At 71.0% G+C, this 25,349-nt stretch carries 24 protein-coding genes; 11 read left to right on the top strand and 13 right to left on the bottom strand.

Annotation, left to right across the window (positions count from 1 at the left end):
- The 4 genes from DSY14_RS16390 to DSY14_RS16375 form a co-directional block, all read left to right on the top strand.
- On the top strand, positions 1-1,033 hold a 1,033-nt coding region (locus tag DSY14_RS16390; protein WP_211717442.1), incomplete at its 5' end, for a dihydrodipicolinate synthase family protein.
- A 14-nt stretch (positions 1,034-1,047) separates the two neighbouring features.
- Positions 1,048-1,929: a sugar phosphate isomerase/epimerase gene (locus DSY14_RS16385; RefSeq protein ID WP_211717445.1), complete on the top strand. Its 882-nt coding sequence runs from the start codon at positions 1,048-1,050 to the stop codon at positions 1,927-1,929.
- Positions 1,930-1,984: 55 nt separating this feature from the next.
- Complete coding sequence (locus DSY14_RS16380) at positions 1,985-2,890, top strand: 5-dehydro-4-deoxyglucarate dehydratase (RefSeq protein WP_211717441.1); 906 nt, start codon at positions 1,985-1,987, stop codon at positions 2,888-2,890.
- 4 nt (positions 2,891-2,894) lie between these two features.
- The gene (locus DSY14_RS16375; RefSeq protein ID WP_211717440.1) at positions 2,895-3,971 is read left to right on the top strand and encodes a mandelate racemase/muconate lactonizing enzyme family protein; all 1,077 of its coding nucleotides are present in this window, start codon (positions 2,895-2,897) and stop codon (positions 3,969-3,971) included.
- An 80-nt stretch (positions 3,972-4,051) separates the two neighbouring features.
- Here DSY14_RS16375 and DSY14_RS16370 read toward each other — a convergent pair whose 3' ends face one another.
- The 5 genes from DSY14_RS16370 to DSY14_RS16350 all read right to left on the bottom strand — a co-directional run bounded on the left by DSY14_RS16370 (position 4,052) and on the right by DSY14_RS16350 (position 9,552).
- Positions 4,052-5,092, bottom strand: a complete 1,041-nt coding sequence (locus DSY14_RS16370) for a LacI family DNA-binding transcriptional regulator (protein WP_211717439.1) — start codon at positions 5,090-5,092, stop codon at positions 4,052-4,054.
- A 102-nt stretch (positions 5,093-5,194) separates the two neighbouring features.
- On the bottom strand, positions 5,195-6,088 hold the full coding sequence (locus DSY14_RS16365) for an NAD(P)-dependent oxidoreductase (RefSeq protein WP_211717438.1): 894 nt from the start codon (positions 6,086-6,088) through the stop codon (positions 5,195-5,197).
- A gap of 130 nt (positions 6,089-6,218) precedes the next feature.
- Entirely contained in the window at positions 6,219-7,061 is an 843-nt protein-coding gene (locus tag DSY14_RS16360) for a PmoA family protein (RefSeq protein WP_211717444.1), read from the bottom strand.
- Positions 7,055-8,242, bottom strand: coding sequence for a Gfo/Idh/MocA family protein (locus DSY14_RS16355; RefSeq protein WP_211717437.1), 1,188 nt, complete (start codon positions 8,240-8,242; stop codon positions 7,055-7,057). Before DSY14_RS16355 ends, DSY14_RS16360 begins: the two co-directional genes overlap by 7 nt.
- Entirely contained in the window at positions 8,239-9,552 is a 1,314-nt protein-coding gene (locus tag DSY14_RS16350) for a Gfo/Idh/MocA family protein (protein WP_211717436.1), read from the bottom strand. The genes DSY14_RS16355 and DSY14_RS16350 overlap by 4 nt, the downstream gene beginning before the upstream one ends.
- A 411-nt stretch (positions 9,553-9,963) precedes the next feature.
- Here DSY14_RS16350 and DSY14_RS16345 point away from each other — a divergent pair, with 411 nt between their 5' ends.
- From DSY14_RS16345 to DSY14_RS16330, 4 genes are all read left to right on the top strand, one after another.
- Positions 9,964-10,932: a carbohydrate ABC transporter permease gene (locus DSY14_RS16345; protein ID WP_211717435.1), complete on the top strand. Its 969-nt coding sequence runs from the start codon at positions 9,964-9,966 to the stop codon at positions 10,930-10,932.
- On the top strand, positions 10,922-11,797 hold the full coding sequence (locus DSY14_RS16340; protein ID WP_211717434.1) for a carbohydrate ABC transporter permease: 876 nt from the start codon (positions 10,922-10,924) through the stop codon (positions 11,795-11,797). Before DSY14_RS16345 ends, DSY14_RS16340 begins: the two co-directional genes overlap by 11 nt.
- Positions 11,798-11,825: 28 nt before the next feature.
- A complete protein-coding gene (locus DSY14_RS16335) occupies positions 11,826-13,148 on the top strand; it encodes an ABC transporter substrate-binding protein (RefSeq protein ID WP_211717433.1) in 1,323 nt (440 codons plus the stop codon).
- Positions 13,149-13,219: 71 nt separating this feature from the next.
- A complete protein-coding gene (locus tag DSY14_RS16330) occupies positions 13,220-14,536 on the top strand; it encodes an ABC transporter substrate-binding protein (RefSeq protein WP_211717432.1) in 1,317 nt (438 codons plus the stop codon).
- A 90-nt stretch (positions 14,537-14,626) separates the two neighbouring features.
- On the opposite strand, the gene DSY14_RS16325 is transcribed toward DSY14_RS16330, so the two are convergent.
- Genes DSY14_RS16325 through DSY14_RS16315 form a run of 3 tightly spaced genes read right to left on the bottom strand, consistent with a single transcriptional unit; the run spans position 14,627 to position 16,917 of the window.
- Positions 14,627-15,271, bottom strand: a complete 645-nt coding sequence (locus tag DSY14_RS16325) for a response regulator transcription factor (RefSeq protein WP_211717431.1) — start codon at positions 15,269-15,271, stop codon at positions 14,627-14,629.
- 29 nt (positions 15,272-15,300) lie between these two features.
- Positions 15,301-16,518: a sensor histidine kinase gene (locus tag DSY14_RS16320; protein WP_211717430.1), complete on the bottom strand. Its 1,218-nt coding sequence runs from the start codon at positions 16,516-16,518 to the stop codon at positions 15,301-15,303.
- 39 nt (positions 16,519-16,557) lie between these two features.
- On the bottom strand, positions 16,558-16,917 hold the full coding sequence (locus DSY14_RS16315) for a hypothetical protein (RefSeq protein ID WP_211717429.1): 360 nt from the start codon (positions 16,915-16,917) through the stop codon (positions 16,558-16,560).
- 114 nt (positions 16,918-17,031) lie between these two features.
- On the opposite strand from DSY14_RS16315, the gene DSY14_RS16310 reads away from it, so the two are divergent.
- The gene (locus DSY14_RS16310) at positions 17,032-17,400 is read left to right on the top strand and encodes a VOC family protein (protein ID WP_211717428.1); all 369 of its coding nucleotides are present in this window, start codon (positions 17,032-17,034) and stop codon (positions 17,398-17,400) included.
- Between the two features lie 84 nt (positions 17,401-17,484).
- Here the strand turns inward: DSY14_RS16310 and DSY14_RS16305 are convergent, their stop codons facing one another.
- Together DSY14_RS16305 and DSY14_RS16300 are read right to left on the bottom strand one after the other, a co-directional pair.
- Positions 17,485-18,615, bottom strand: a complete 1,131-nt coding sequence (locus DSY14_RS16305) for a hypothetical protein (RefSeq protein WP_211717427.1) — start codon at positions 18,613-18,615, stop codon at positions 17,485-17,487.
- A gap of 165 nt (positions 18,616-18,780) precedes the next feature.
- Positions 18,781-20,070: an MFS transporter gene (locus DSY14_RS16300; RefSeq protein ID WP_211717426.1), complete on the bottom strand. Its 1,290-nt coding sequence runs from the start codon at positions 20,068-20,070 to the stop codon at positions 18,781-18,783.
- A gap of 188 nt (positions 20,071-20,258) precedes the next feature.
- On the opposite strand from DSY14_RS16300, the gene DSY14_RS16295 reads away from it, so the two are divergent.
- Positions 20,259-21,137 carry an AraC family transcriptional regulator gene (locus tag DSY14_RS16295; protein WP_211717425.1) on the top strand — a complete coding sequence of 293 codons (879 nt, stop codon included), beginning with the start codon at positions 20,259-20,261 and terminating at the stop codon, positions 21,135-21,137.
- 67 nt (positions 21,138-21,204) lie between these two features.
- Here the strand turns inward: DSY14_RS16295 and DSY14_RS16290 are convergent, their stop codons facing one another.
- Together DSY14_RS16290 and DSY14_RS16285 are read right to left on the bottom strand one after the other, a co-directional pair.
- Complete coding sequence (locus DSY14_RS16290; RefSeq protein WP_211717443.1) at positions 21,205-22,005, bottom strand: alpha/beta fold hydrolase; 801 nt, start codon at positions 22,003-22,005, stop codon at positions 21,205-21,207.
- Between the two features lie 228 nt (positions 22,006-22,233).
- Positions 22,234-22,620: a helix-turn-helix transcriptional regulator gene (locus DSY14_RS16285; RefSeq protein WP_211717424.1), complete on the bottom strand. Its 387-nt coding sequence runs from the start codon at positions 22,618-22,620 to the stop codon at positions 22,234-22,236.
- Between the two features lie 112 nt (positions 22,621-22,732).
- Between DSY14_RS16285 and DSY14_RS16280 the strand changes: the two genes are divergently transcribed.
- Entirely contained in the window at positions 22,733-23,335 is a 603-nt protein-coding gene (locus DSY14_RS16280) for an isoprenylcysteine carboxylmethyltransferase family protein (protein WP_211717423.1), read from the top strand.
- An 87-nt stretch (positions 23,336-23,422) separates the two neighbouring features.
- Here the strand turns inward: DSY14_RS16280 and DSY14_RS16275 are convergent, their stop codons facing one another.
- Positions 23,423-24,658: an MFS transporter gene (locus DSY14_RS16275; protein WP_211717422.1), complete on the bottom strand. Its 1,236-nt coding sequence runs from the start codon at positions 24,656-24,658 to the stop codon at positions 23,423-23,425.
- Positions 24,659-25,349 lie beyond the last annotated feature (691 nt).

Raw genomic sequence — 25,349 nt, 5'->3', positions numbered from 1 at the left:
CGCCGACCCCACCGCCCCCAACGCCCCGGGAGAACCGGCCGCCCTGGACTGGGAGGCCACCCTGGCCTTCCGCCACCACCTGTGGGACCAGGGCCTGGGGGTCGCGGACGCCATGGACACCGCCCAGCGCGGCATGGGGCTGGACTGGCCGGCCACCGCCGAACTGATCCGTCGCTCGGGGGCGGAGGCCGCCGGCCGCGGCGCCGCCCTGGCCTGCGGGGTGGGCACGGATCAGTTGGAGCCTTCCCAGTACACGCTGGAAAGCGTTGTCCAGGCCTATGTCGAACAGCTCGACACTGTCCAGTCCGCCGGTGCCGCCCCCGTGCTCATGGCCTCCCGGGCGCTGGCCGCCGTGGCCCAGGGACCGGACGACTACACCAAGGTCTACTCCACCCTGCTGGAGCGGGCCGACCGCCCGGTGATCCTGCACTGGCTGGGTGAGGCCTTCGACCCCGCCCTGGCCGGTTACTGGGGCTATGACGACCCCGCCGAGGCCATCGCACCGGTGGCCGCCCTGATCGCCGACCACGCGGGCAGCGTGGAGGGCATCAAGGTGTCCCTGCTCGACGCCGACCTGGAGGTGCGACTGCGTCGTCTGCTCCCCGCGGGCGTGCGTCTGTTCACCGGCGACGACTTCCACTACCCGGAACTGATCCAGGGCGACGAGCACGGTCACTCCGACGCCCTGTTGGGGATCTTCGCCGCCATCGCCCCCGTCGCGGCCCGGGCCCTGGCCGCCCTGGACCAGGGCGAGGTGGCGCGTTATCGCACGCTGATGGACGCCACGGTGCCCCTGGCCAGGCACCTGTTCTCGGCCCCCACCTTCTACTACAAGACCGGTGTCGCCTTCCTGGCCTGGTTGAACGGCCACCAGAAGGGCTTCCACATGGTGGGCGGGCTGCACAGCGCGCGTTCCCTGCCGCACCTGGCGCAGACCCTGCGTCTGGCCGACGAGGCCGGGGCCCTCACCGACCCCGACCTGGCGGTGGAGCGCATGCGTGCGCTCTTGCGTGTGTCGGGGGTGGAACAGTGACCACGATCCCGCAGATGACGGACGTGGACGTGCCCTCCGGTCTCAGGGCCACCGTGCCCACCCCGGCGCCGGGCGACCCGGCGCTGGCGCGGCTCTCCCTCAACCAGGCGACCACCAAGTACTGGAGTCTGCGGCAGGCGGTGGACGGCTGCCTGCGGGCGGGGATCCCCGCGATCGGCCCCTGGCGCGAACAGGTCGCCGAGGCCGGGCTCGCCGCCTCGGCCCGTCTGCTCCGCGACTCGGGGCTGCGGGTGTCCACCTACTGCCGTGGCGGGTTCCTCACCGCGGTCGAGCCCGAGGCGGCCCTGGACGACAACCGTCGGGCCCTGGACGAGGCCGCCGAGTTGGGCGCACCCGTCCTGGTCATGGTGGTGGGCGGTCTCCCCGAGGGCGACCGCGACCTGGTCGGCGCGCGTGCCCGTGTGCAGGAGGCGCTGGCGGTCCTGGCCCCCTACGCGGCCGAGCGGGGCGTCCGACTCGGTCTGGAGCCCCTGCACCCGATGTTCAGCGCCGACCGCGCGGTGCTATCCACCCTGGGGCAGGCCCTGGACTGGGCCGAACCGTTCCCCGCCGAGCAGGTGGGCGTGGTGGTGGACACCTATCACGTGTGGTGGGACCCCCGGGTGCACGAGGACATCGCCTGGGCGGGGCCGCGCGGACGCATCGCCTCCTTCCAGGTGTGCGACTGGGTCCTGCCCCTGCCCGCCGACCCACTGCTGGGTCGGGGGATGGTCGGCGACGGCCACATCGACGTGCGTTCCCTGTACCGGGCGGTGCGTGCCGCCGGATACGAGGGCGACGTCGAATGGGAGGTGTTCAACGCCGACGTGTGGGCCGCGGACGGTGACGACGTCATCGCCACCATGGCGCGCCGCCACGTCCAGCACGTCCTGTGAACCTCTCGCATCACCCCGCCGCCGCGGCGGCCCCCATTGAGACAAGGAGCAGCGCATGAACTTCGACGGGATCCTGTTCTTCCCCCTCACCCCCTTCGACGACGACGGAGCGGTGAACCAGGACGTGCTCGCCGAGCATGTGGCCTCGGGCGTCGCCCACGGCACGGGCGGTGTGTTCACCGCCTGTGGCACGGGTGAGATCCACGCCCTGTCCGCCGTCGAGCACGCCGCGGTGGTGCGACGTTCGGTCGAGGTCGTCGACGGGGCCGTCCCCGTGGTGGCCGGGGCCGGCGGCAGTGTGGGCACCGCCGTCGAGCAGGCACGGGCCGCGCGGGAGGCGGGCGCGGACGCCATCCTGTTGCTGCCGCCCTACCTGGTCACCGGCCCCCAGCGGGGTCTGGTGGAGTACGTCAAGGCGGTGGTCGCCCAGGTGGAGATCCCCGTCATCGTCTACCAGCGTGGCACCATGGTGTTCTCCCCCGACTCGGCGGCCGAGTTGGCGGCCCTGCCGCAGGTGGTGGGGTTCAAGGACGGGATCGGCGATCTCGGCCTGATGCACCAGATCGTGCTGGCGGTGCGTGGGGTGCGGGGAGCGGACTTCACCTTCTTCAACGGGCTGCCCACCGCGGAACTGACCGTGGGGGCCTACTCCGGTGTGGGGGTGCCGCTGTACTCCTCGGCGGCCTTCGCGTTCGTTCCGGAGGTGGCCGACGCCTTCTACAAGGCCTTCCACGCGGGCGACCCGCTCGCCGACCGCATCATGGCCGAGTTCTACGAGCCGCTGGTGCGTCTGCGCGACCGTTCCCCGGGGTACGCGGTGTCCCTGGTCAAGGCCGGCGCCCGGTTGCGCGGGGTGGACGTGGGCGCGGTGCGCGCCCCCTTCGTCGACCTCACGCCGACCGAGGAGACCGAGCTCGCGACGCTGATCGAGACCGGCCTGACCCTGGTCGGGAAGGGCTGAGCCGGTGCGTGTCACCAAGATGGCGGCCCGGGCCTTCCGTCTGCCGTTGCGCCGCGCCTGGGACGGCGGCGTCGACCGCAACGACATCGTGGTGGTGCGGATCTCCACCGACACCGGGCTGGTGGGCACCGGGGTCTCCTGGACCCCGCTCATCGGCGCGGGTGCGGTGGAGTCGCTGATCAACGCCGATCTGGCGCCGGTGGTGGTCGGCGGCGCCGCCCACCCCTCCCGGTGGGAGGAACTGCTGTGGCACCTGCGTGAGGCGGGCACGAGCGGACTGACCCTGATGGCCCTGGCCGGGGTGGACATCGCCCTGTGGGACGTCCAGGCCAAGGCGGCCGGGGTGTCACTGGTGGAACTGGTGGGACGACGTCGGGAGAAGGTCGCCGCCTACGGCAGCGGGGTCAACCTCGACTACGACACGGACGACCTCACGGCGCAGGTGCGTTCGTGGGTCGAGGACGGCCACCGTGCCGCCAAGATCAAGGTGGGCTCGCCCGACGTGGGTCGGGACGCCGACCGGGTCGCGGCGGTGCGCGAGGTGCTGGGCGCCGACCGGGTGTTGATGGTGGACGCCAACCAACGGTGGGACGTGCCCACCGCGGCCCGCGCCCTGGATCGGCTGGCCGAGCACGACCTCCACTTCGTGGAGGAACCGTTGCCGGCCGCGGACCTGGCCGCGCACGAGCGGCTGCGCGGGCGCACCGCGGTCCCCTTCGCCCTGGGTGAGAACCTGCGCACCGTCGAGGACTTCGAGCGCTTCGTCGACGCGGGTGTGTGCGACGTGGCCCAGCCCAACGTGGTGCGGGTCGGCGGGATCACCCCGTTCCTGCGCATCGCGGAGACGGTGGCCCGACGGGGCGTGCCGGTGGCGCCGCACCTGTTGCCGGAACTGTCGGGGCAGTTGGCGTTGTGTCTGCCCCGGGTGGCGATGGTCGAGGACATCGACCACGCCTCCTTCGAGGCCCTGGGGGCTTTGGCCGCCCCCAGCGGGGTGCGGATCGGTGAGGGGTGGTTGCGGGCCGAGACCGGTCCGGGGCACGGTCTGTCCTTCGCCGAGGATCTGGCCCCACTCCCCTAGCACGGGAGCCACGACCCCGGTGGGGACGTGGACGGGGGCGGCGGAAAGCACCTTTCCGCCGCCCCCTCTTGTGCGGTCCCTCAGCCCGTGTGGTCGGCCGGTGGCCGGGTGCTCTCGCGCATGAGGACCTCGCCCTGGACGTTGACGGTGCGTGGTCCGCCCTCGTGGTCGGCCTCCAGGGCCATGAGCGCGGCGCGCTCGCCCATCCGTTCCAGGGGCAGACGCACGGTGGTCAGGGCGGGGGTGAGGTCGCGCAGGGTGGGGATGTCGTCGAAGCCGGCCACGGACAGCTCCTCGGGGACCCGGATACCGGCCTCGCGCAGGGCCGCCATGGCACCGGTGGCCATGACGTCGTTGACCGCGAAGAGGCACGTGGCGTCGGTGCCCAGTCGCATCAGGCGCTGGGTGGACTCGTATCCGCCGTCACGGGTGAAGTCGCCGTGCACGATGTTGTGGTGCTCCAACTCCAGACCCGCCGTCGAGAGCGCCGAGTGGAAGCCGTCCAGGCGTTCGCGGGCGGTGCTGAGGTTGGTGGGGCCGGCGAGGATGGCGAAGCGCCGGTGCCCCTGGGCGATGAGGTGGCGGGCCAGTTCGGAGGCCCCGGTCTGGTTGTCGGGGCTGACGGTGTCGGCGGGCAGACCGGGCTGGGACACGCACGCCACCCTCCCGCCCTGTTCCTGGAAGGCCTCGATCTCGCGGACCAGCCTGGCGTTGTTGTCCTCGTCGGTGGAGCGCGACCCCACCAGGACGACGGCCCGGGCGCGGTGGGCGCGCAGGGCCGCCAGGATGGTGCTCTCCTTCTGGGCGGAGCGATGGGTGGTGCCCAGGACGGTGACCAGGCCCTGCTCCTCGGTCTGGCGGGTCACCCCGCGGGCGATGGAGGAGAAGTAGGGGTCGGCGATGTCGTGCACCAGCAGGCCCACCAGGGAACTGCTGTTGCGCGCCAGGGTCTGGGCGGAGGCGTTGGCCAGGTAGCCCAGTTCCTCCGCGCTGGCGTTGACCTTGTCGCGCAGGCGCTGGCTGACCTGACGTGTGCTGCCGTTGATCACCCGGGAGGCGGTGGCCAAGGACACCCCCGCGTGCTGTGCCACCTGTTCCAGCGTCACGTACGACGAACCCACGCCCCGGCCCCTTCTGCCCTGATCCCCCGGAAAACTCTTTCCCAGGTTAGCGGAAAGCCCGGAGTGGCCGGTGTTTCCACTGGTGGGTCGTTGGGGGCACACCTAGCCGACCCGCCCTTCGCGGGTCTCCGAGCGCCAGGTGCGGGTGGGTTCCCAGCCCAGCTCGGTGCGGGCCCGCTCGTTGGAGAACACCGCGCGCCCGTCGGCCAGGGACGCGCTGTGCGGCGCGGTGGTCGGGTGCAGACGGGCCATGAGCGTGTCGACCGGTCCGGGGGCCAAGGGGTCGCCGGCCACGGCGTTGTACACCGCGCCGCTGCGGACCCGCTCGGGGTGCTCGACGACCAGGGCGAACAGGGTGGCGGCGTCGCGCGCGTCGACGTAGTTGAACAGGGAACCCGCGGCCAGGGCCGGATCGGTCAGGCGCTCGGCGATGGTGTGTCCCTGCTGCGTCGTGGCGCCCGCCCACTCCTCGGGGGCCACCACGTAGCCGGGGCGCACCGACGACAGCACACAGGTGTCGGTGGTGCGGGCCAGCGAGCGCACGGTCTCCTCGATGATCGCCTTGCTCAGCCCGTAGGCGTGCCAGGGTTCGACGGGATGGTCCTCGTCCAGGGGCAGGTAGCGCGGTGTCCAGGACGGGGTGTTGTAGCCGTAGACGGTGGGGCTGGAGGCGGCCACCGCCGAGTGCGCGCCGTGTTCGATGGCCGACGCCAGGACCGCCCAGGCCAGGCCCGTGTTGACCTGCAGGGTCCGCACGTCGGGGTGGGCGAAGGGAACGGCGATCCCGGCCAGGTGGATCACGGCCTCGGGGGCGGCGCGGGCGAAGGCCTGCTCCCGCGCCGGGGCGTCGAGCAGGTCGGCGGTGATCGCGGCGACCCCCTCGGGAGGGGTGGCCGGGGCGGTGTCGACCGAGGTGACCTGGTGTCCGCGGTCGGCCAGGACCGACAGCACACTGCGGCCGAGCCTTCCCGAACCTCCGGTGACGAGCACGCGCATGGCGGGGTTTCCTTTCCAGGCCCCGAGTGGGTCCGGGGCGTTGACCGAGAAGAGTGAGGGGCCACGCCGCCGAGAGGACGACGCGGCCCCAGGGGAGGGACCGCTAAGGGTGCGCGCGGGCCGGCCGGGGTCAGGGCAGGTCGGTGACGGCCTCGGCCAGGCCGGGCAGGTCGCGGCGGTGACCGTCACCGACGGCCACGCGCAACCGGCGTTCCAGGGTGGTGTCGGCGGGCACGGGCAGGCGCCGGTCCCAGGCCAGGGCCGGTCCGGCGCCGGGGTACTGGTTGGAACGGAGGAACCACGGGTCGACGTGCGCGCCGATCTGGTGCAGCAACAGGGTCCACGCGGCGCCCTCCGCCGTGCTCCCGGCCAGGGCGAGCCAGGGCACGCGTGCCCCGTGCAGGCTCTCTTCGCCGGTCAGCCCGTCGGGGCCGGTGACGGCCGGTGGGCGCGGGCCCAGGGGCGCCCGCCAGAACAGTCCGCCGTAGCCGGCGCCCGGGCGCCCGTTGGTGGCGGGGCTGCCGATGCTCAGGTCCCCTCCCGAGGTGTTGCGCAGCACCGTGCGCACGTCCAGGACCCAGGTGTCCTCGTCGAGGGGCAGGGCCCGCAGGGTCCGCTCCTCGGCGATCAGTTCGCGCCCGTCGGGGGCGGTCCACGACAGGACCGCCGTGTGGTGATCGGACGCCCGGTCCAGGGTCCGTACGTGCCGTTGGCGGCCGTGGTTGTCCAGCAGCACCGACCCGCGGTCCGGGGTGAAGGTGCGGCCGCCCCAGAAGCTGGTGCCGGACACGTCGGGCACGGCCACGCCGAAGCCCAGGTGGTGACGGTGGTCGTCGGGTTCCAGCTCGGTGACGGTGGTACCCGCCGGCGTGGTCACCGGGTGCAGGAAGGGGCGTGGTGACAGCAGCGGGTCCAGGTCGGAGCCGTCGCGGTGCACGGCCACGGTGGTGCCGTCCAGGGACAGGTTCACGATCGGACCTCCAGGGGGTGCGCGGTGGGGATGGACGCCGCCCAGGCGGCGCCGAGGTCGGCGAACGTGGTCATGCGCCGGGCACTGAGGCGCACCAGGGCCTCGATGTCGTGGACGGTGCGGTGGGTGGCGCCCGCCTCGCGCCACACGTCCTGGTACTCGGTGGGGATGGGGCGGGGGTCGGGCGCGGTGCGCACCGCCTCCAGGACGTGCGTGAAGCCCAGGGTGGCGGTGGGCGGCACGAGCAGGGGCACGTCCTCGCGCAGGTGGGCGATGAGGTTCTCCATCAGACCGGTGCGCGGGTGGGTGGTGGTGAGCGGGGCGTGGCCTGGCCGGTGCACGGTGATCCGGTCCACGGTGTACTCGAAAGTGATGTGCCCGCGCTCGCCGTGCAGGTGGAGGGCGGGCGGCAGGCTGCGTGGCGCGCACAGCGTCACGGCCAGGCACACGGGGATGTCCTCGTGGGTGCGCAGGCGCAGGCAGGAGGTGTCGTCGGCCTCGATGGGGTGGGCGTGGAACAGGTCCGGCGTGATCTCGCGCGGTGCGTGGGATCCGCCGTCGGCCAGGGCCAGGGAGGTGGCGACCATGTGCGCGAAGGGGTTGGTCAGCGCCCCGTCGACCACGTCGTGGCCGGCCATCCGACGACGTCCGGCCCAGGGGGCGCGGTCGTAGTACGCGGAGGTGCGTTTCCAGGTGCCGGCGCCACCGATCCCGCGCAGCTCCCCCACGGCGCCCTCGGCCAGCAGGTGGCGGACGTGGTCGATGCCGGCCGACCCCAGGCTCTGGAAGCCGACCTGGCACGCCAGGCCGGAGGCGGCGACGGCGTCGGTGAGTTCGTGGAGTTCGGCCAGCGTGGCCGTGGTCGGCTTCTCCAACAGCAGGTGAGAGCCGTGGGCGAGCACGGTACGGGCCAGCGGGAGGTGGGTGTGGATGGGGGTGACCAGGACGGTGACCCGGGCTTCGGTCTCGCGCAGGGCGCGGTCGAGGTCGTCGAAGTGGGGAACGGGGCCGTGCCCCTCGAGGTCGTCGCCGGGGGTCGGGGGGCGCGGGTCGCACACCCCGACCAGGCGCACCAGGCCCTGGTCGGCCAGGGGCCGCAGGGCACGCAGGTGAGACCGCCCGTGCCCGTGGAGGCCCACCAGGAGCACGGGTACGGGCCCCTCGGGCAGCGGGCGGGTGTTCACCGGGGCGCCTCCCCCAGCAGGTCGGCCACGCGCACGGGTCGTCCGGAGGCGATGGAGGCGTTGGCGCACAATCCGGTGATCAGGGCGTTGCCGCCGTCGGCGTGGTCGGGTCGGATGCCGTCGTCGGCGCGACTGAACAGGGCCGTGAGCATGGCGACGTCGCCACCGCCGTGGCCGCCTCCGCCCACGGCCACGGGGATCTCCTCCGCCTCCTGCCAGTGGCGGCGCAGCCACAGCCGGGCGGTGGTGTTCTCCTTGGGCGCGGGCATGCCCCGGACGGGATGCTGTGCGTCCTTGCCGGGTGTGGTGTGCGGGATCTCGGTGAGGTCGAGTTCCAGACGTCCCTTGCTGCCGGTGATGGAGATCCGGTAGCCCTCCCAGGGGGCGTAGGCCACCAGGTGGTAGCTGAGCCGCACCCCGGTGTCGTAGCGCACCAGCACGGACATGTCGTCCTCGATGGTGATGCCCTCGCTGAAGACGTTGAGGTCGCGCCGGTAGCCGTCCTCGTGCTCGGCCTCCAGGTAGAGCGCGCTGAGGTCGGGGCTGTCGGCCAGGTGCAGGGCGAAGGGGTCCTCGGCCGCCTCGGGCGAGTCGTGTCCGCGGTCGTAGTCGCCGGCCACTCCGTGGCGGCGGCCGTTCTCGTCGCCGTAGAAGAACAGCCGGCCCGAGGCGTAGACCTCCTCGGGGCGGGCGCCGATCCACCAGTTGACCAGGTCGAAGTGGTGGCTCGCCTTGTGCACCAGCAGGCCGCCGGAGTTGGCCTTGTCGCGGTGCCAGCGACGGAAGTAGTCGGCTCCGTGGCGCAGGTCGAGCAGCCACTCGAAGTGCACCGAGCCGACCTCACCGATGACGCCCGAGGTGATGAGCTCGCGCAGCTTGCGGTGCACGGGGTTGTACCGGTAGTTGAACCCGACGGTGACGTGGCCGCCGGTGCGCGCCTGGGCCTCGTTGATGCGCTTGAGACCGTCCAGGTCGGCGGTCAGCGGCTTCTCGGTGATGGCGTCGACGCCGGCCTCCAGGGCCGCGACGACGTAGTCGGCGTGGGTGTGGTCGACCGTGCAGACGATCACCTCGTCCACCTTCTGCTCCTGGAGCATACGGCCGAAGGACTCGGCCGTATAGGTGGGGACGGGGTCCAGCCCCGCCTCGGTGATGATCCGGTTGTGCACGGCCATACGGGTGGCGTTGGTGTCGCACAGGGCCACCAGGAGGCCCAGGTCCCGATGGGTGTCGGTGAGGGCGCGCGTGTACATTCGCGCCCTGGACCCGGTGCCGACGATGGCGAACCTGCGTGGGGAGGAGTCGTTCACGCGGCCAGGGTAAACGCTTTCCAGGGTGGAACTCAATGATCAGTCGTCGATTTTCGCTGGGAGCGAGGGTGGGAAAAGCGGCTCGGACCGGCCAGAACGTGGGTCCCGAAGGTGATTTTTCGGTTCCCGGGTCCCGGATCCGGCCGAAGATAACGATCCGGAGAGTCGTTTCCAGCGAGGCAATCGTCTGTTGACACCCATGTAACCCGGTGCTAGAAACTGAACATCTTAAACTATGGATAGCGCTTACCAGGCCATAACCTGCGAGTTCGCAGCGTGTTCTCGGCCACGTCGATGGGGATGGCCCCACGTTCCACGCATCCGCCCTGACCAGATTGGTGGTCCGCTAATCATGAGCCCCTCCAGCCCCCGCCCGACACGGGTCCGGGTGCACTCCGGGAGTGGTGCGCCGTGAGCGCTCTGCTCCAGCGAAGCCCCAAGAAGTCCGACCCCGCGCCCACCAAGGCACGCACCGCCAAGGGCGCCAAGGGCGGCGGCACGGGTCGGCGTCGTCAGGAGAACCTGGCCGCCTACGGCTTCCTGGCTCCCTGGTTCCTGGGTCTGATCATCATCACCGCGGGCCCCCTGATGGCCTCGTTGTACTTCTCCTTCACCGACTACAACCTCATCGGTGACCACCAGTGGGTGGGCCTGGAGAACTACGAGCGCATGCTGACCGACGATCGCCTGCACAGCTCGCTCAGGGTCACCTTCGTGTACGTGTTCGTCTCGGTCCCGCTCCAGCTGGCGCTGGCGTTGGCCCTGGCGATGGTGCTGGACCGGGGGGTGCGGGGCCTGACCCTGTACCGGTCGGTGTACTACCTGCCCTCCCTGCTGGGCGGCAGCGTGGCGATCGCCATCCTGTGGCGGCAGGTGTTCGGCGCGGAGGGGCTGGTCAACCAGCTCTTGGGGTTCTTCGGCGTCCAGGGGCCGGGCTGGGTGTCCCACCCCGACTACGCGCTGGGCACCCTGGTGGTGCTCAACGTCTGGACCTTCGGCGCCCCCATGGTCATCTTCCTGGCCGGGCTGCGGCAGATCCCCCGGATGTACTACGAGGCGGCGTCCGTGGACGGCGCCAGTGCCGTGCACCGGTTCTGGAACATCACGGTCCCCATGCTCACCCCCATCATCTTCTTCAACCTGGTGCTGCAGATCATCAACGCCTTCCAGACCTTCACCCAGGCGTTCATCGTCAGCGGCGGCACCGGCGGCCCCTCGGACTCCACCCTCTTCTACACGCTCTACCTGTACCAACGCGGCTTCGGTTCGTTCGACATGGGCTACGCCTCGGCGATGGCCTGGCTGCTCCTGATGATCATCGCCGGGTTCACCGCAGTGAACTTCCTGGCCTCCAAGTACTGGGTTTTCTATGGCGACTGAGACCAAGGCACCGGCCCCCTCCACCCGACGGACCCGGTCCCCACGCACACGACGACTGCTCATCCACATCGGGCTGATCGGCTTCGGCCTCATCATGCTCTACCCGCTGCTGTGGATGGTCTCCAGCTCCTTCAAGCCCACCGCGGAGATCTTCCGCGAACCCGGCCTGATCCCCTGGAGCTTCACCCCGAGCAACTACACCGAGGGCTGGCAGGCCCTGCAGAACCCGTTCCACCACTACCTGCTGAACTCGGCGATCGTGGTGGCCGGCTCCATCATCGGCAACCTCATCGGGTGTTCCATGGCGGCCTACGCCTTCGCCCGTCTGGAGTTCCGCGGCAAGCGGCTGTTCTTCGCCATCATGCTGGCCACGATCATGCTGCCCATCCACGTCGTGATCGTGCCGCAGTACATCCTGTTCGCGCAGCTGGACTGGATCAACACCTTCTACCCGTTGATCGTCCCCAAGCTGCTGGCCACGGACGCCTTCTTCATCTTCCTCATGGTGCAGTTCATCCGCGGTCTGCCCCGTGACCTGGACGAGGCGGCGCGCATCGACGGATGCGGACACGTGCGCATCTTCTGCCAGATCATCCTTCCGCTGTCGATGCCGGCCCTGGCCACCACCGCCATCTTCACCTTCATCTGGACCTGGAACGACTTCTTCAGTCAACTGATCTTCCTCACCAGCCCCGACATGTACACCGTGCCGGTGGCGCTCCGCACCTTCGTGGACTCCAGCTCCCAGACCTCCTGGGGCCCGCTGTTCGCCATGTCGGTGGTGGCCTTGGGGCCGGTGTTCGGGTTCTTCCTGGCCGGTCAGCGCTATCTCGTCAAGGGCATCGCCACCACCGGCATCAAGTAGAACCGCACGGCAGAGAAGGGACCCCCTCGTGACACCCCATCCGCGCGCTCGCACCACTCGCTCCAAGTTCCGTCCGCGCCCGGCCGTGGTCACCGCGGCCGCCGGGGCGTTGGCCCTGGTCCTGGCCTCCTGCTCCGGCTCCGGTGACTCCGGCGACGTGGTGGAGCTGCGCTTCTCCTGGTGGGGTTCGGACGAGAGGCACGCCAATCTGCGCGAGGCGATCGAGGTCTTCGAGGCCGACAACCCCGACATCCGCGTCAGCCCCGACTACACCGACTGGGACGCCTACTGGGACCGTCTGGCCACCGGTACCGCCGCGGGCGACGCGCCCGACGTGATCATGCAGGACGAGGCCTACCTGCGCGAGTACGCCGACCGGGGCGCACTGGCCGACCTCGGCACGCTGGAGGGGTTGGATCTGTCGGCGTTGGACCCGTTGGTGTCCGAGAGCGGTGTCGTGGACGGCGCGGTCTACGGCGCCCCCAGCGGGGTCAACGCCGCGGCCATGCTGGCCGACCCGCAGGCCTTCGAGGAGGCCGGGGTGGACATGCCCGACGACACCACCTGGACCTGGGACGACTACGTCGACATCTCCATCGAGATCAGCGAGGCCACCGACGGCGAGATCGTCGGCACCCAGGGGCTGACCAACGAGAACGGCTTCCACGTCTTCGCGCGCCAGCACGGGGAGAACCTCTACGACGAGGACGGGGCGCTCGCGTTCTCCACCGACACCCTGGTGGACTGGTTCGAGATCACCGAACGGCTCATGGAGGGCGGCGGCCAGCCCGACTCCTCCCTGACCGTGGAGATCGCGGCGGGCGGGCCCGACCTGTCGGTGCTGTCCACCAACACCGGCGCCACCGCGCACTTCTGGAGCAACCAGTTGGGGGTCATCAGCCAGGCCTCCGGGCGCGACATCGAACTGCTGCGCTTCCCCGGCGAATCGGAGAACGAGCGCACGGGGACCTACTTCAAACCCGCCATGTACTACTCGGTCTTCGCCGGGAGCGACCACCCGGAGGAGGCGGCGCGCTTCGTCGACTTCATGCTCAACAGCGACGAGGCGGGATCGATCGTCCTGGCCGACCTGGGACTGGCGGCCAACACCGACGTGCGCGAGAACGTCATGGACGAGCTGTCCGAGGCCGAGGCCCGTGGCGCCGACTTCCTCGCCGACATCGAGGACGAGATCGTCGACGGCAACCCGCCACCGCCGGTGGGCTCGGGCGAGATCTTCGACATCAACCGCCGTGCCTACCAGGAGTTCACCTTCGGCAACCTCACCTCTCGCGAGGCGGCCGAGCAGTTCGTCGACCAACTGCAGACCGCGGTCGGCTCGGGTTCCTGACCCGGCCGACCCACCCGCGCGGCCACGACCGCGTGCCCCCCACCCCGACACACGAGATTTCGAGGCCCCCCATGAACATCCCCTACGGTGGTGCGCGTTCGCGCCGCCTGGCCGCCCCGATCGCTCTGGGCGCCGCCTTCGCACTCCTGGCCTCCGCCTGTGGCGGCGGCTCCTCGGCCGACTCCGACGGTGTGGTGGAACTGCGCTACTCCTGGTGGGGAGCGGACGACCGCCACTCGACCCTGCAGCAGGTCATCGAGATCTTCGAGGCCGAGAACCCCGACATCCGGATCGCCGGGGACTACACGGATTGGGGCTCGTACTGGGACCGCCTGGCCACCAGCACCGCCGGGGGCGACGCCCCCGACATCATGATGCAGGAGGAGCGCTACCTGCGTGAGTACGGCGACCGCGGGGCGCTGGCGGACCTCGGTGAGTTCGACGGCGTGCTGGACCTGTCCAATGTCGACCCCCTGATCGCCGACAGCGGTGACCTGGAGGACCAGACCTACGGCATCGCCAGTGGCGTGAACGTCTACGCGATCCTCGCCGACCCGGAGGCCTTCGAGGAGGCCGGGGTGGACATGCCCGACGACACCACCTGGACCTGGGACGACTACGTCGAGATCGCCGGCGAGATCAGCGAGGCCACCGACGGCGACGTCGTCGGAACGCAGAGCATGTCCTACAACGAGAGCGGCTTCCAGATCTTCGCGCGCCAGCACGGGGAGAACCTCTACGACGAGGACGGGGCGCTCGCGTTCTCCACCGAGACCCTCACCGAGTGGTTCCGCATCACCGAGGATCTGTTGGACAACGGCGGCCAGCCGGGCGCCTCGCAGAGCGTGGAGATCGAGGCCGGTGGCCCCGACCAGTCGGTGTTGGCCACCAACACCGGCGCGATGGCGCACTTCTGGAGCAACCAGTTGGGCGGGCTGACCGAGTCCTCCGGTCGGGACCTGGAACTGCTGCGCTACCCGGGCGAGACCGACAACGAGCGCACCGGCATGTACTTCAAGCCGGCGATGTTCTACTCGATCTCCGCCGGGAGCGACCACCCGGAGGAGGCGGCGCGCTTCGTCGACTTCATGCTCAACAGCAACGAGGCGGCGGAGCTGGTCCTGGCCGACCTGGGGCTGCCCGCCAACATCGACGTGCGGTCCCACATCCTGAGCTCGCTGCCCGCGGCGGACGAGCGCAGCGCGATCTTCCTGTCGGACGTGGAGGGCGACGTCGTCGACGGAAACCCGCCCCCGCCGATCGGCGCCGGCGAGGTCGTGGAGATCACCAAGCGCGTGACCGACGAGCTGTCCTTCGGCAACCTCACCCCCGAGGAAGCGGCCGAACAGTTCATCTCCGAGGTGGAGTCGGCCACCGGTTCGGCCTGAGGCGCGGACCGTTCCGAGCGTTCGAGGCCGGGCCCCGACGGGAGCACTCCCGTCGGGGCCCGGCTCTTAGGTCCGGGATCTCCCGGGGTATCAGGATCCCAGGAAGCGCAACACCGCCAGGACACGGCGGCTGTACTCGGGGGTGTGCACCAGTCCGAGCTTGTCGAAGATGGCGTTGACGTGTTTCTCCACCGCGCTCACCGACACGAACAGGCGCTCGGCGATGGCCGGGTTGCTCGCTCCCTGGGCCATGTTCTCCAATACGTCCCGCTCCCGCGGGGTGAGCGTGGACAACGGATCGGTGCGCGTGGTGCGGGCCAGCAGCCTGCGCACCACCTCCGGGTCGAAGGCGGCGCCGCCCCGGGCGACCCGTTCGAGGGAGTCCAGGAACTCCCCCACCTGCGCCACCCGGTCCTTGAGCAGGTAGCCGACCCCCGCGGGCGCACCGGTGAGCAGTTCGACGGCGTAGCGCTGTTCCACGTACTGCGACAGCACCAGAACCGCGGTGCCGGGGTGCTCGGCGCGGATGCGCAGGGCGGCCCGCAGCCCCTCGTCGGTGTGCGAGGGCGGCATGCGCACGTCCACCACGACGGCGTCGGGGCGGTGCACGGCGACCTCGGCCAGCAGTGCCTCGGCGTCCCCGACCGCGGCGGACACGGTGTGGCCCTCCTCCTCCAGCAGCCGGATCAGCCCCTCCCTGAGCAGGACCGAGTCGTCGGCGATCACCAGGCGCATGTGGGGCTCCGTGTTCGTCGGTGGGACGTTCATCGTCGCAGGGGCACGACGGCGCGCACGGTGGTGGGACCGCCGTCGGGACTGTCGACGGTCAGGGTGCCGTCCAGGGCGGCGACCCGCCGGGCCAGCCCCGTCAGGCCGCCACCGGCGGGGTCGGCCCCGCCCCGTCCGTCGTCGGAGACCACCAGCTCCCACCGGTCCTCGTGTGTCGCCAGGTCGAGGACCACACCGTCGGCCTCCGCGTGCTTGGCGGCGTTGGTCAGTGCCTCGCGGGCGACGAAGTACACGGCGGTCGCCACTTCCTCCGGCAGGGTCGCGGACACGTCGACGCGCAGGGTCACCGGGAGTGGACCGCGTTCGACCACCTCGGTCAGTGCGGCCTCCAGCCCCAGCGTGTCCAGCGCGTTGGGGTAGATGCGCCAGGCCACCTCGCGCAACTCGTCCAGCAGGGCGCGGGACTCGGTGTGGGCCTGGCGCACCAGATCCAGCGTGCGTCGCGGGTCCTGCCCGCGTTGGGCCCGGCCCAGCAGCATGGCCAGGGCCACCACCTGTTGTTGGACCCCGTCATGTAGGTCGCGTTCGATGCGGCGGCGTTCGGCGTCCACCGCGCGTACCGCGCCCTGTCGGGTGCGGGTGAGCTCGTCGATGCGGCGCCGGAGCAGGTCCTCCCCGGTGGGGCCGAGCAGGGCGCGGGCCAGTCCGCGCTCGGCGGCCGCGGCCACGCCGACGCCGAACCACAGCAGGACCAGGACCACCAGCGCCATGGTCAGACCCAGCAACGCGGTGTCGCTGTGCACGCGCACGCCCGGCCAGTCCAGACGGACCTCGGTGCGGGTGCCCGTGGCCAGTTGCCACAGAGGGCCCGCGACCAGGAGTGCGAGCACGTTCGTCAGCGAGAAGACGGCGTAGAGGACGACCAGGTGGGCGGGGAGCCGCAGCACGAGGTAGAGCACGTGCCGGACGGGGGCGGCCTCCGCCCGCACCGTGGTCCCCGTCCAGCGGGACAGCCGGGCCAGGTCCCGTGCGCTCAACCACAGGGTCCAGCGGACGGCGCTCGCATGTGCGTGTGCGCGTATGGAGGGTCGCGCCCGGCCCACCAGCAGCGCGCCCCCGGCGGCCAGGGCCCACGCGGGGGTGAGCAGGCTGGTCACGATCCCGGCGAAGATCCCCAGGAACCCTCTCCAGCGTGCGCGGGTCAGGGCGGCCGCGTGACCGATCCTGGCGTGATCGCTCAGCTGTCGCAGCACATCTGCCTCTCGGGTCGAGCACGTCGGAGCGTGGTGGGGTCATCGTCCGGGGCACGGGGCGAGAAGGGCGTCTGCCGCGCGTGGGCCAAGGACCCACGCGCAGGTTCTCGTGCGTCGCGGCACCGGTGAGACGGCCGTCCCGGTCATGAGTACCACCGGACCGCCGCCGGGAGACAGCGTCTCCTCCACCGGGCCGTGGTCGTGGTCGCCGTCGAGGGCGGTCACGTCCGCGGTCACGGGGAGGTCGACGACGGGGGCGGCGTCGCCTCCCACGAGCATCGGCATCAACGTCGGCGCCGGGAACACGCCGGTCGGCACTCGCAGGGTGATCATGACGGTCCCCTCGCTCAGGGGTGGGGTTGCGAGCAACACTAGACGCCGGTCGGGTGAGCGGACCATGAGGTGTTCCGCCGAGCCGGGGTGGGGTCGGCCGCAGGATCGTTCGGCCACCCGCCGTTGCTCCCGTGGGGTGTCGCCCCGATTCCGTCGGTGGGGTCGGGCACAATGCCGGACATGAGCGAATCCGAGCACCAGCGGCACCACGCCATCGACTACGTGGAGCTCTCCGTCACCGACCTGGGTGAGGCGAAGCGGTTCTACTCCGAGGCGTTCGGTTGGCGGTTCAACGACTACGGGCCCGCGTACGCGGGGATCCGTTCGCCCGACGGCGAGTCCGAGGTGGGAGGGCTGAACCCCGGCGGTGAGGTGCGATCGGGCGGGCCCTTCGTCCTGCTCTACTCCGAGGACCTCGACCGGTCGGTGGAGGACGTCGAGCGTGCCGGTGGCCGCGTGCTCCAGGGCCCCTACGGTTTCCCCGGCGGGCGCCGCTTCCACTTCGCCGACCCCAGTGGGAACGAGCTGGGCGTCTGGGCCACGTCCTAGACGGGTCGCCCGGAACCGTCGACGACGCGAAGGTGCCCCGCTCCCCCACGGGCGGGGGCGGGGCACCCGTTCACGGGACCGCGGCTACTTGGGGAAGCGCAGGGTGGCCCCGGCCTCGCCACTGGGCTCGCCGTGGTCGGACAGTTCGGTGAACCGGGCGTCCGCCAGCACCGCCGAGCGCAGCATCAGAGCGCTGGCCGGTGCCTGGAAGACGGCCTTCGGGTCGTCCAGTCCCTGAGGTGAGGTGCCCACCAGCACCGGCGAGGAGAAGGACCCCCACAACCGCGGTTCGTCCTCGCGGTCGGCGCCCATCAACAGTGTGTCCACCCGCCCCTCCGACAGCATCGGCAGGGTCGGTGTGGTCCCCCGGACCGCCTGGTCATGGGCGAGCTTGCGGTGGTAGTCGTCGATGACCTGTGCCTGTTCGTCCCGGACCAGCTCCCGCAGGCACTCCTCTGCGGTCTGGTGCAGGCGTTCCTCCGCGTCGGTCCCTCCACGCCCACCGGACACCACCTTGATGGGTACGGTCAGCTGGCGGGGGCCGAGGTTGTCGCGCAGGTAGGCGATGGCCTCGTCGTCACCGCCGACGATGATCGCCTGGGCATCGACCTCGGCCACGGCCTTGCGGACCAGGTCGGCGACCCCTGCGGCGTTCTCCCGCCACATGTCCTGGGCGGTGCCGGTGTCCGCGCGGCGCCCGCCGGCGTCCCCGCGTTGGCCAGGGAAGATGCGGCTGGCGCCGTCGATGTTCTGCATGTTCTCACCGACGTTCTCGGACTCGAGGACCGGGCCGGTGGTGGGGTGTGCGGGGTACGCGTACACCTTGGCCTTGACCCGGTCCAGTGCCACCAGCACGTAGGGCAGCCGGCGTCCGCGGTCGATGGCCAACGGCAGCGTGTCGGGAACGGGAAGGTAGGAGGCGCGGTCCTGTGCGGGGGGCACGGCGAGGGTGTACTCGCCCAGGAGCCTGCCCTGGGAGGCGTACACCGCCTGGCCGTGGTCGCCGTAGGCGCGGGAGTTGCCCTCCCCGATGGCCTCCTCGATGACGTCGAGGGTGGCCTCGTCGGTGCCGAGGGCGGCCAGTTCCTCGCGCAGGTGCCGCCAGCGCAGTTCGATCTTCTTGTCGGCGTCGGTGGTGTCACGACTGGTGTCCAGGTGCACCGACGCCACGGGGCCGTCGCTCTCGTACAGGGGTCGCAGAAAACCAAGGTCCATAGTCTGCGGGGCGTGTGTACCCCCGCCCCGCCCACCTCCTTCTCGGGGTCGGCCTGCCGACGATCCTGAACCGCCATGGTGGTCGTGGGAAGGGCGCCACGTCGAATCAGACACGGATGTTGCTCGAAGATGTCCTCCTATTTCCCCATCGCCCGATTTCGGCGTTCAGCCCGTCGCCGCCTCGGACAGAGCCCGGTCGATCATCGCCCTGCCGAACACCAACACGGCCACGCCGGCCAACGTGAGATCGATCAGCCCCGCCCCCACGAAGGGGGCGGCCAGGGCCCACTCCCGGCCCATCGGGCCCTCCAACACCGTGGCCAGGGCGCCGCCCAGGCCCATCCCCACCGAGAGCATCCCCCAGGACAGGGTCCGGTGTGCGCTGAAGGCCCGCGAGCGCAGGGCGTCGGGGGTCAGGCGTTGGAACAGTGAGAGCACGGTGATGTTCCACCAGCTGGAGACGAAGCCGGTGACGAAGTAACCGGCCACGAACAGCGCGACGTCATGGACCAGCCCGATCGCCAGCGCGGCCGCGCCCATGACGGCCAGGATCACGGCCATGGCGGTGGCGGGATGGACCCGACCGGCGAAGAAGGGCACCACGACCGCGCCCAGGACCGCCCCGGCCGCGGTGACGGTCATCAACAGCCCGTACCCCTGGGGCCCCACACCCAGCACGTCCTGGGCGAACAGCACCAGAACGGCGGCCATGAGCGCCGTGGCCAGGTTGGACGCCCCGGTGATGAGCGCCATGGGGCGCAGGACCGGATGGCGCCACAACCACACCACACCCTCGCGCAGCATGCCCCACAGCGCCGGCCGCGCCTCGTCCGCCACGGTCGGCCGGAATTCACCGCGCAGGGTGAGCAACAACGTCACACCCAGCAGAATCAGGACGGCCTGGGCACCGAAGGCCCAGGCCGTGGAGGCGGCCAGCAGCATGCCGGCCACGGGAGCGCCCACGAACTTGTTCAGCACCCGTTCCACGCCCTGGAAGGCGCCGTTGGCCCTCTCCAACCGGGATCGCGCAACCACCGTGGGCACCATCGCCATGGCCGTGTTGTCGAAGAACACCTCGCACACCCCGACCGCCAGGGCGATGACGACCAACAACGGAATGGATCCCACACCCAGGGCGACCACGGCCGTGAGGAGCACCAGGAGCACGGCCTTGACGCCGCCCGCGGTCATCATGAGGCGACGCCGGTCGACCCGGTCGCCCACCACCCCGGCGAGCAACGCGAACAGCAACCAGGGCAGTCGGGTGGCGGCACCGACCAGGGCCACCTGTAGGGGGTCGTCGGTGAGTGTGGCCGCGTACCAGGGCAGTGCCACGATCGCGATCCCGTCCCCCAGGTTGCCCGCCCCCACGGCGCCCAGAAGTCGTCGAAAGCCCGGCCCCAGCGGCTCACGGTCGGTGCGGGTGGTCGAATGCGGGGGTGTCCTCTGCGCCATGGGACCTTCCGGTGGGGGGTGACGTCGATCCAGCCTGGCACGGCGGCGCCGACCCCGACAGCCGCTTCTCCCCTGGGCAGAAGCAGGATCCGGGGTGCGGGTCGACCCGACCGAACAGGAACGGCGACGATCGGGTCGCGGTGGGGTCCTCCTCCGTACCTTGGTCGGTGGAAGCAAGGGAGGTGGCGATGCTGGACCGGTTGAACGAGGCGCTGGAAAGGGTCGAGACGGAGGTCGGGGCGCCGGTGGACGTGGCCGCGATGGCGCGCACCGTGTGCGTGTCCGAACACCACTTCCGGCGCATGTTCTCGGCGTTGTCCGGGATGCCGCTCTCGGAGTACGTGCGTCGGCGGCGCCTCACCCTGGCCGCGGCCGAGGTGATCGGGGGCGGGGACACCCTGCTCGACGTCGCGGTGCGCTACGGCTACGGATCGGCCGAGGCGTTCGGTCGGGCGTTCCGGTCCGTGCACGGGATCGGTCCGGGCGAAGCCCGTCGTACCGGTGCCGCGCTCGGCTCACAGTCACGGCTCACCTTCCACCTCACCATCGAAGGGAACACCACCATGCGCTACCGGATCGTCGAGAAGGACGCTTTCCGCATCACCGGCCCCAAGGCCCGGGTGCCCCTGGTCTACGAGGGCGTCAACGAGCCCATGACCGCGTTCGTCCAGGGCCTCGACGACGCGACCCATGAGAGGATCCACGCGCTGTCCGACCAGGAGCCGCACGGCACACTGGGGGTCACCCACACCTTGGGGTCGGGCCGCGACGAGGGCGACGACATCGACTACTACCAGGCGGCGGCCACCTTCTCCGAGGAGGTCCCCGACGGGATGGAGTCCCTGTGGGTGCCGGCGGGCGCGTGGGTGGTCTTCCCCTTCGAGCGGTTCGTCTTCCCCGAGGCCATCCAGCGGATCTGGGTGTACGCCTTCTCGGAGTGGTTCCCCTCCAACCCCGCCTACCAGCACCGGAGCGGGCCGGACATGCTGCGGGTGGACGTCGACGAACAGGACGAGAACCTCGCCTCCGGCGAACTGTGGATGCCGGTGGAGAAGTCCTCCGCCTGAGGGGTCGTCGCACCCGAGGAGCGGGGCGCCGGGCCCCTCGCGCCCCGGTGAGGGGCCCGGCGGTGTCTCAGGAGTTGCGGACGCGGGTCCGGACCCGTTCGAGGAAACGTCGCAACACCTCGTTGAAGCGGTCGGGGCGCTCCAGGTTGGGCAGGTGACCGGCGCCCTCGATGATCTCCACGACCGAGTCCGGTATGCGCACGTGCATGAATTCGGCGGCCTCGGGCGGGGTGAACGCGTCGTGTCGGCCCGTCATCAGCAGGGTGGGGGCCGAGATGCGCTTGAGCAGCGGCCTGTGGTCGGGGGATCGGGCCCGCCCCGATCGGGCCGCGGCCGTTCCCTCGGGCGGGGCGGCGTCCATCATGGCGCGCACGTGATCGGCGACCTCGGGCAGGTCCCGGATGTTGTCCCCGGTCATCAAGCCCACGAGCCCGTCGTCGGCGTGGCCGCGCGGGCGCTCCTCCCGTGGCGGGGCCGCCGTAGGCCCGCTCCGGAGGCGCCCCCGGTCGCTCTCGGGGCGGGGGTCGGTGGCCACGAGGGTCAGCGAGTCGACCCGGTCGGGGAACAACCGGTACATCTCCAGGGCGATCTGGCCGCCCATGGACAGACCCACGAGGTTGACCACGTCCAACCCCAGGTGGTCCAGCAGGGCGGTCGTGTCCCGGGCGAAGTCGGCGAGGGAGGCGGCCGCCGCCGCGTCGGTGCTGCTCCCGTAACCGCGCAGGTCCGGGACGATCGTTCGGTAACCGCGTCCGGCCAACGCCCGGACCTGGGGCTCCCACATGGTCCGGTCGAGGGGGTGACCGTGGAGGAACAGGACGGGACACCCTGCTCCGCGATCGGTGTAGTCGACGCTGATCCCGCGCACGGACGCGGTGCCCGGGCTGTCATGTTCCGCGGAGTTCGTCGTCTGGTGATCCACAACAAACGATGCTATTCGGCAGGTCAAGGGGATCAATAGGATGCACAAGTAAAAAAGACGCGGGCCCTCGTTCGACCTCCCAGGGGTCGGGGCCAGGGGCCACGTAGCGTCCCCTATCGGCCCGCGCCGCTCCCTGCGATGTCGCGTGCGGCTCGTCGGCGCCGCGGCGGGCGTTCACTCCTCGGTCGGCTCCCTCGTGGCGGGCCGACTGTCGGTTCCGTGGTCGGGGCACAGCGCGATCGCGTTGCCGGTCGCGGCCAGGAGCCTCTCGGCCGAGGCGAGAAGGTCCAGGAGCTCGGGGCGCGCCAGGGAGTAGAACACCTGCCGGCCCTCCGGGCGACCGTCGACCAGGTGACAGTCGCGCAGGCACGCCACGTGCTTGGAGATCGTGGACTGGGCCAGACCCAACTCGGACACCAGGTCGGCCACACGGGTCTCGCCTTGGGCCAGGCGGCGCACGATGGCCAGGCGGCTGCCGTCGGAGAGGCTGTGGAAGAGGGCCTCGGCGGCGTTCACGTCGTCGCTTGTGGCGAGGCAGCCGTCCGTGCTATTCATCGTCATGCGACGATCATATCCGAATCGAGCGATCATTGAGGCGCGGGTGCGCTCACGTACCCCACCCCTCCCCCACTCGCGGGTCACCATCCCCGCCATCGCGAAGCGGAGACCTCCCATGGCACCGGCCGCACTCGTCCTCACTCTGTTCGGCCTCGTCTCGACACTCGGCCTGCGCACCCTGGCCGCGTGGCGGCGCACCGGTGACACCGGTTTCCGTCGCCCGGACACCACCGCCCTCACCGCCCCCTGGTGGGGAAGTGTGCTCTTCGTCGGCGCGCTCGTCGCCGGGCCGGCCGCACCGGCGGTCGCCCTGTTCACCCGGACCACGGCACCCCCGAGTGTGGGGGCCGGCGGGTTGGCCCTGATGGTGCTCGGCCTGGTGCTGGTCCTGGTCTCCCAGGCCGCGATGGGCGCCTCCTGGCGCATCGGTGTGGACGAGGACGAGCACACCGCGTTGGTCACCCGAGGGGTCTTCGCGTTCGTGCGCAATCCGGTCTTCACCGGCATGGGGGTCGTACTCCTCGGGCAGGCGATCGCCGTACCCTCGGTGCTGTCCGCGGCGGCCCTGGTGGTGTTCGTCGCCGCCGTGCAGGTCCAGGTCCGCGCCATCGAGGAGCCCTACCTGCTGCGTACCCACGGCGGCGCCTACCGTTCCTACGCCGCACGCACCGGACGCTTCGTTCCGCTCGTGGGCCGACGGCGCCGGTGGGACGGATGAGTGCGGACTCTCGGCCCCGGGGACCCGTCACCGGGTGCGGTCCGCCACGGCGACGGAGATCACCGCCGGACCGCACCCGCGCGTCTCCTAGTGCACGGCGGCGTCCTCCCGGTGACGGTCCCGCGGAGCGTCACGGTCCCCACGACGGGCCAGGAGCAGGGCGGCCAGGAGGTGGGGCGCGGCGAACAGGGCGAACGCCGCACTGTGGCCCAACGCGGTGAACACGGCCGCGTAGACCAGGAACGTGGTGATGCCCAGGCTCTCGACCCCCAGGTCCGACAGGGAGGTGACCGTGGCACGGCTGGCACCGGTGATGGTGTCCTGGAGACGGGCGTCGGCCACCACCATCATCATCTGGCACACCCCGAACCCCAGACCCAGGAGTACCCACCCCGGGTAGCCGGCGAGCAGGGCGCCCGCCGCGATGGCCACCGAGGCCAGTGCCATCAGCACGGCCAGGACCCGCCCCGGGAGGCGGGAGGCCGGACCGGCCAGCAGGCCGCCGAGGGTGACGCCGACCCACACGATCAGCACGACCAACGGCACCGTGGTGGCCGGGACACCTGAGTCGAGCGCCAACAGGGGCACGTACTCGTCCAGTGCACCCCAAAAGGCGCTGACCAGCACCACCAGCAGCAGTGCCAGGCGCACGGCGCGGTTGTGGCGGGCCTCGGACAACCCCCGGCTCAGCGTCTCCCGGTAACCGGGTTCGTCGTCCGAGCCCTGGTCACGTGGCGCCCGGTGTTCCGGCAGGGCCAGGGCGCTCAAGGCACAGAGCACGCATGCGGCCACGCTGGCCACTCCGATGAGGGCGTAGCCGCCGTGGGACATCGCCGGGACGGCCGCGAGGGTGGCGAGCCCCACCGCCGCCACACCCAGTGCCCGGGTCACACCCATCACGCGGGCGTAGTCCGAGGCGGCGGACCGATGTTCCAGCTCGGTGTACACCAGCGCCTCGAACGCGCCGGAGACCAGGGCACCCGCCGCGCCCCAGAGCACGAACCCCAGGGCGAACACCCACAGCGAGGGGAACAGCGACCACAGCGCGAACGCGGTCCCGGTCAGGAGCGGGGCGACCGCGAGCAGGTACCGGCGTGGGACCAGGTCGGCCAGGGCCCCGGCGGGCACGGTGAGCAGCACCGAGGTCGACGACCACACCACGAAGAGCACACTGATGTGGGCGACCGACAGCCCGTGCTCGGCGAACAGCAGGGCGTAGATCGGATAGAGGAGGATGAACTCCTCGAAGAAGGCATAGGCGTAGACCGGAAGGGTCAGCCTGGAACGACGCGTGGCGCGCACGCGCGAGTGCGGAGCGGTCATGGAGGTCCTTCGGTCCGAACGAACGATGGGGGCCGGGTGCGGGGGTGCAACCGGCGGTCCTCGAACGTTCGCCGCGGACCGGCCTCCGGCCGGGACTTAATGTCGCTTGCTCATGGCCCCAGGGTAGACGAACCGACCGGGGCGGGGCGAGACCGCGTCGTCGATGGGTGGACGGCGCTCTCCCGGTGGAGGCGGCCCGGGCAAGGGACACGGTACCGGGAAGCCTTCTTCTGCTTTGCGGGTGCCCCGGGCACCGGCCCCGCCGGGGAGGGCGATCCTCGGGGAGGCGACCGCTCCGTGTGCGGATCACACGCGCAGGACCGTGAGCGGCCCCGGGTGCGCCGGGGCACCTCGACGAGTGGCGGGCGGCACGAGGGATCGTGGTCGTGCTGCGCGTCGTTCAACGGAACCGGCGTCGATCACTGACATAGTCCGACTTGACGGGCTTGGGAGAGGTCGCCCACGGCACTGTGTGTCAGGGCGGCCCGTGCGACGACGGCTTTCAGTGTGTGTCCCACAGAAGGGCTCCCGTGGTGGCGATGGGCGTTGGGGATCCTGTACGGCGAGGTCATGACGCTCGGCAACCTCGCCGTCACCGAACGGAGGAGAACGTTCACCCGGTGGGGGTTGGGACGTACCCACCGCCATGGCGGGATGGTGCGTGTTCGGTTCCGCCCACCACCCCCAGGAG

This window comes from Nocardiopsis sp. MG754419, assembly GCF_018207095.1.
Lineage (GTDB): Bacteria > Actinomycetota > Actinomycetes > Streptosporangiales > Streptosporangiaceae > Nocardiopsis.
This window is presented reverse-complemented; position numbering and strand designations above follow the sequence as displayed.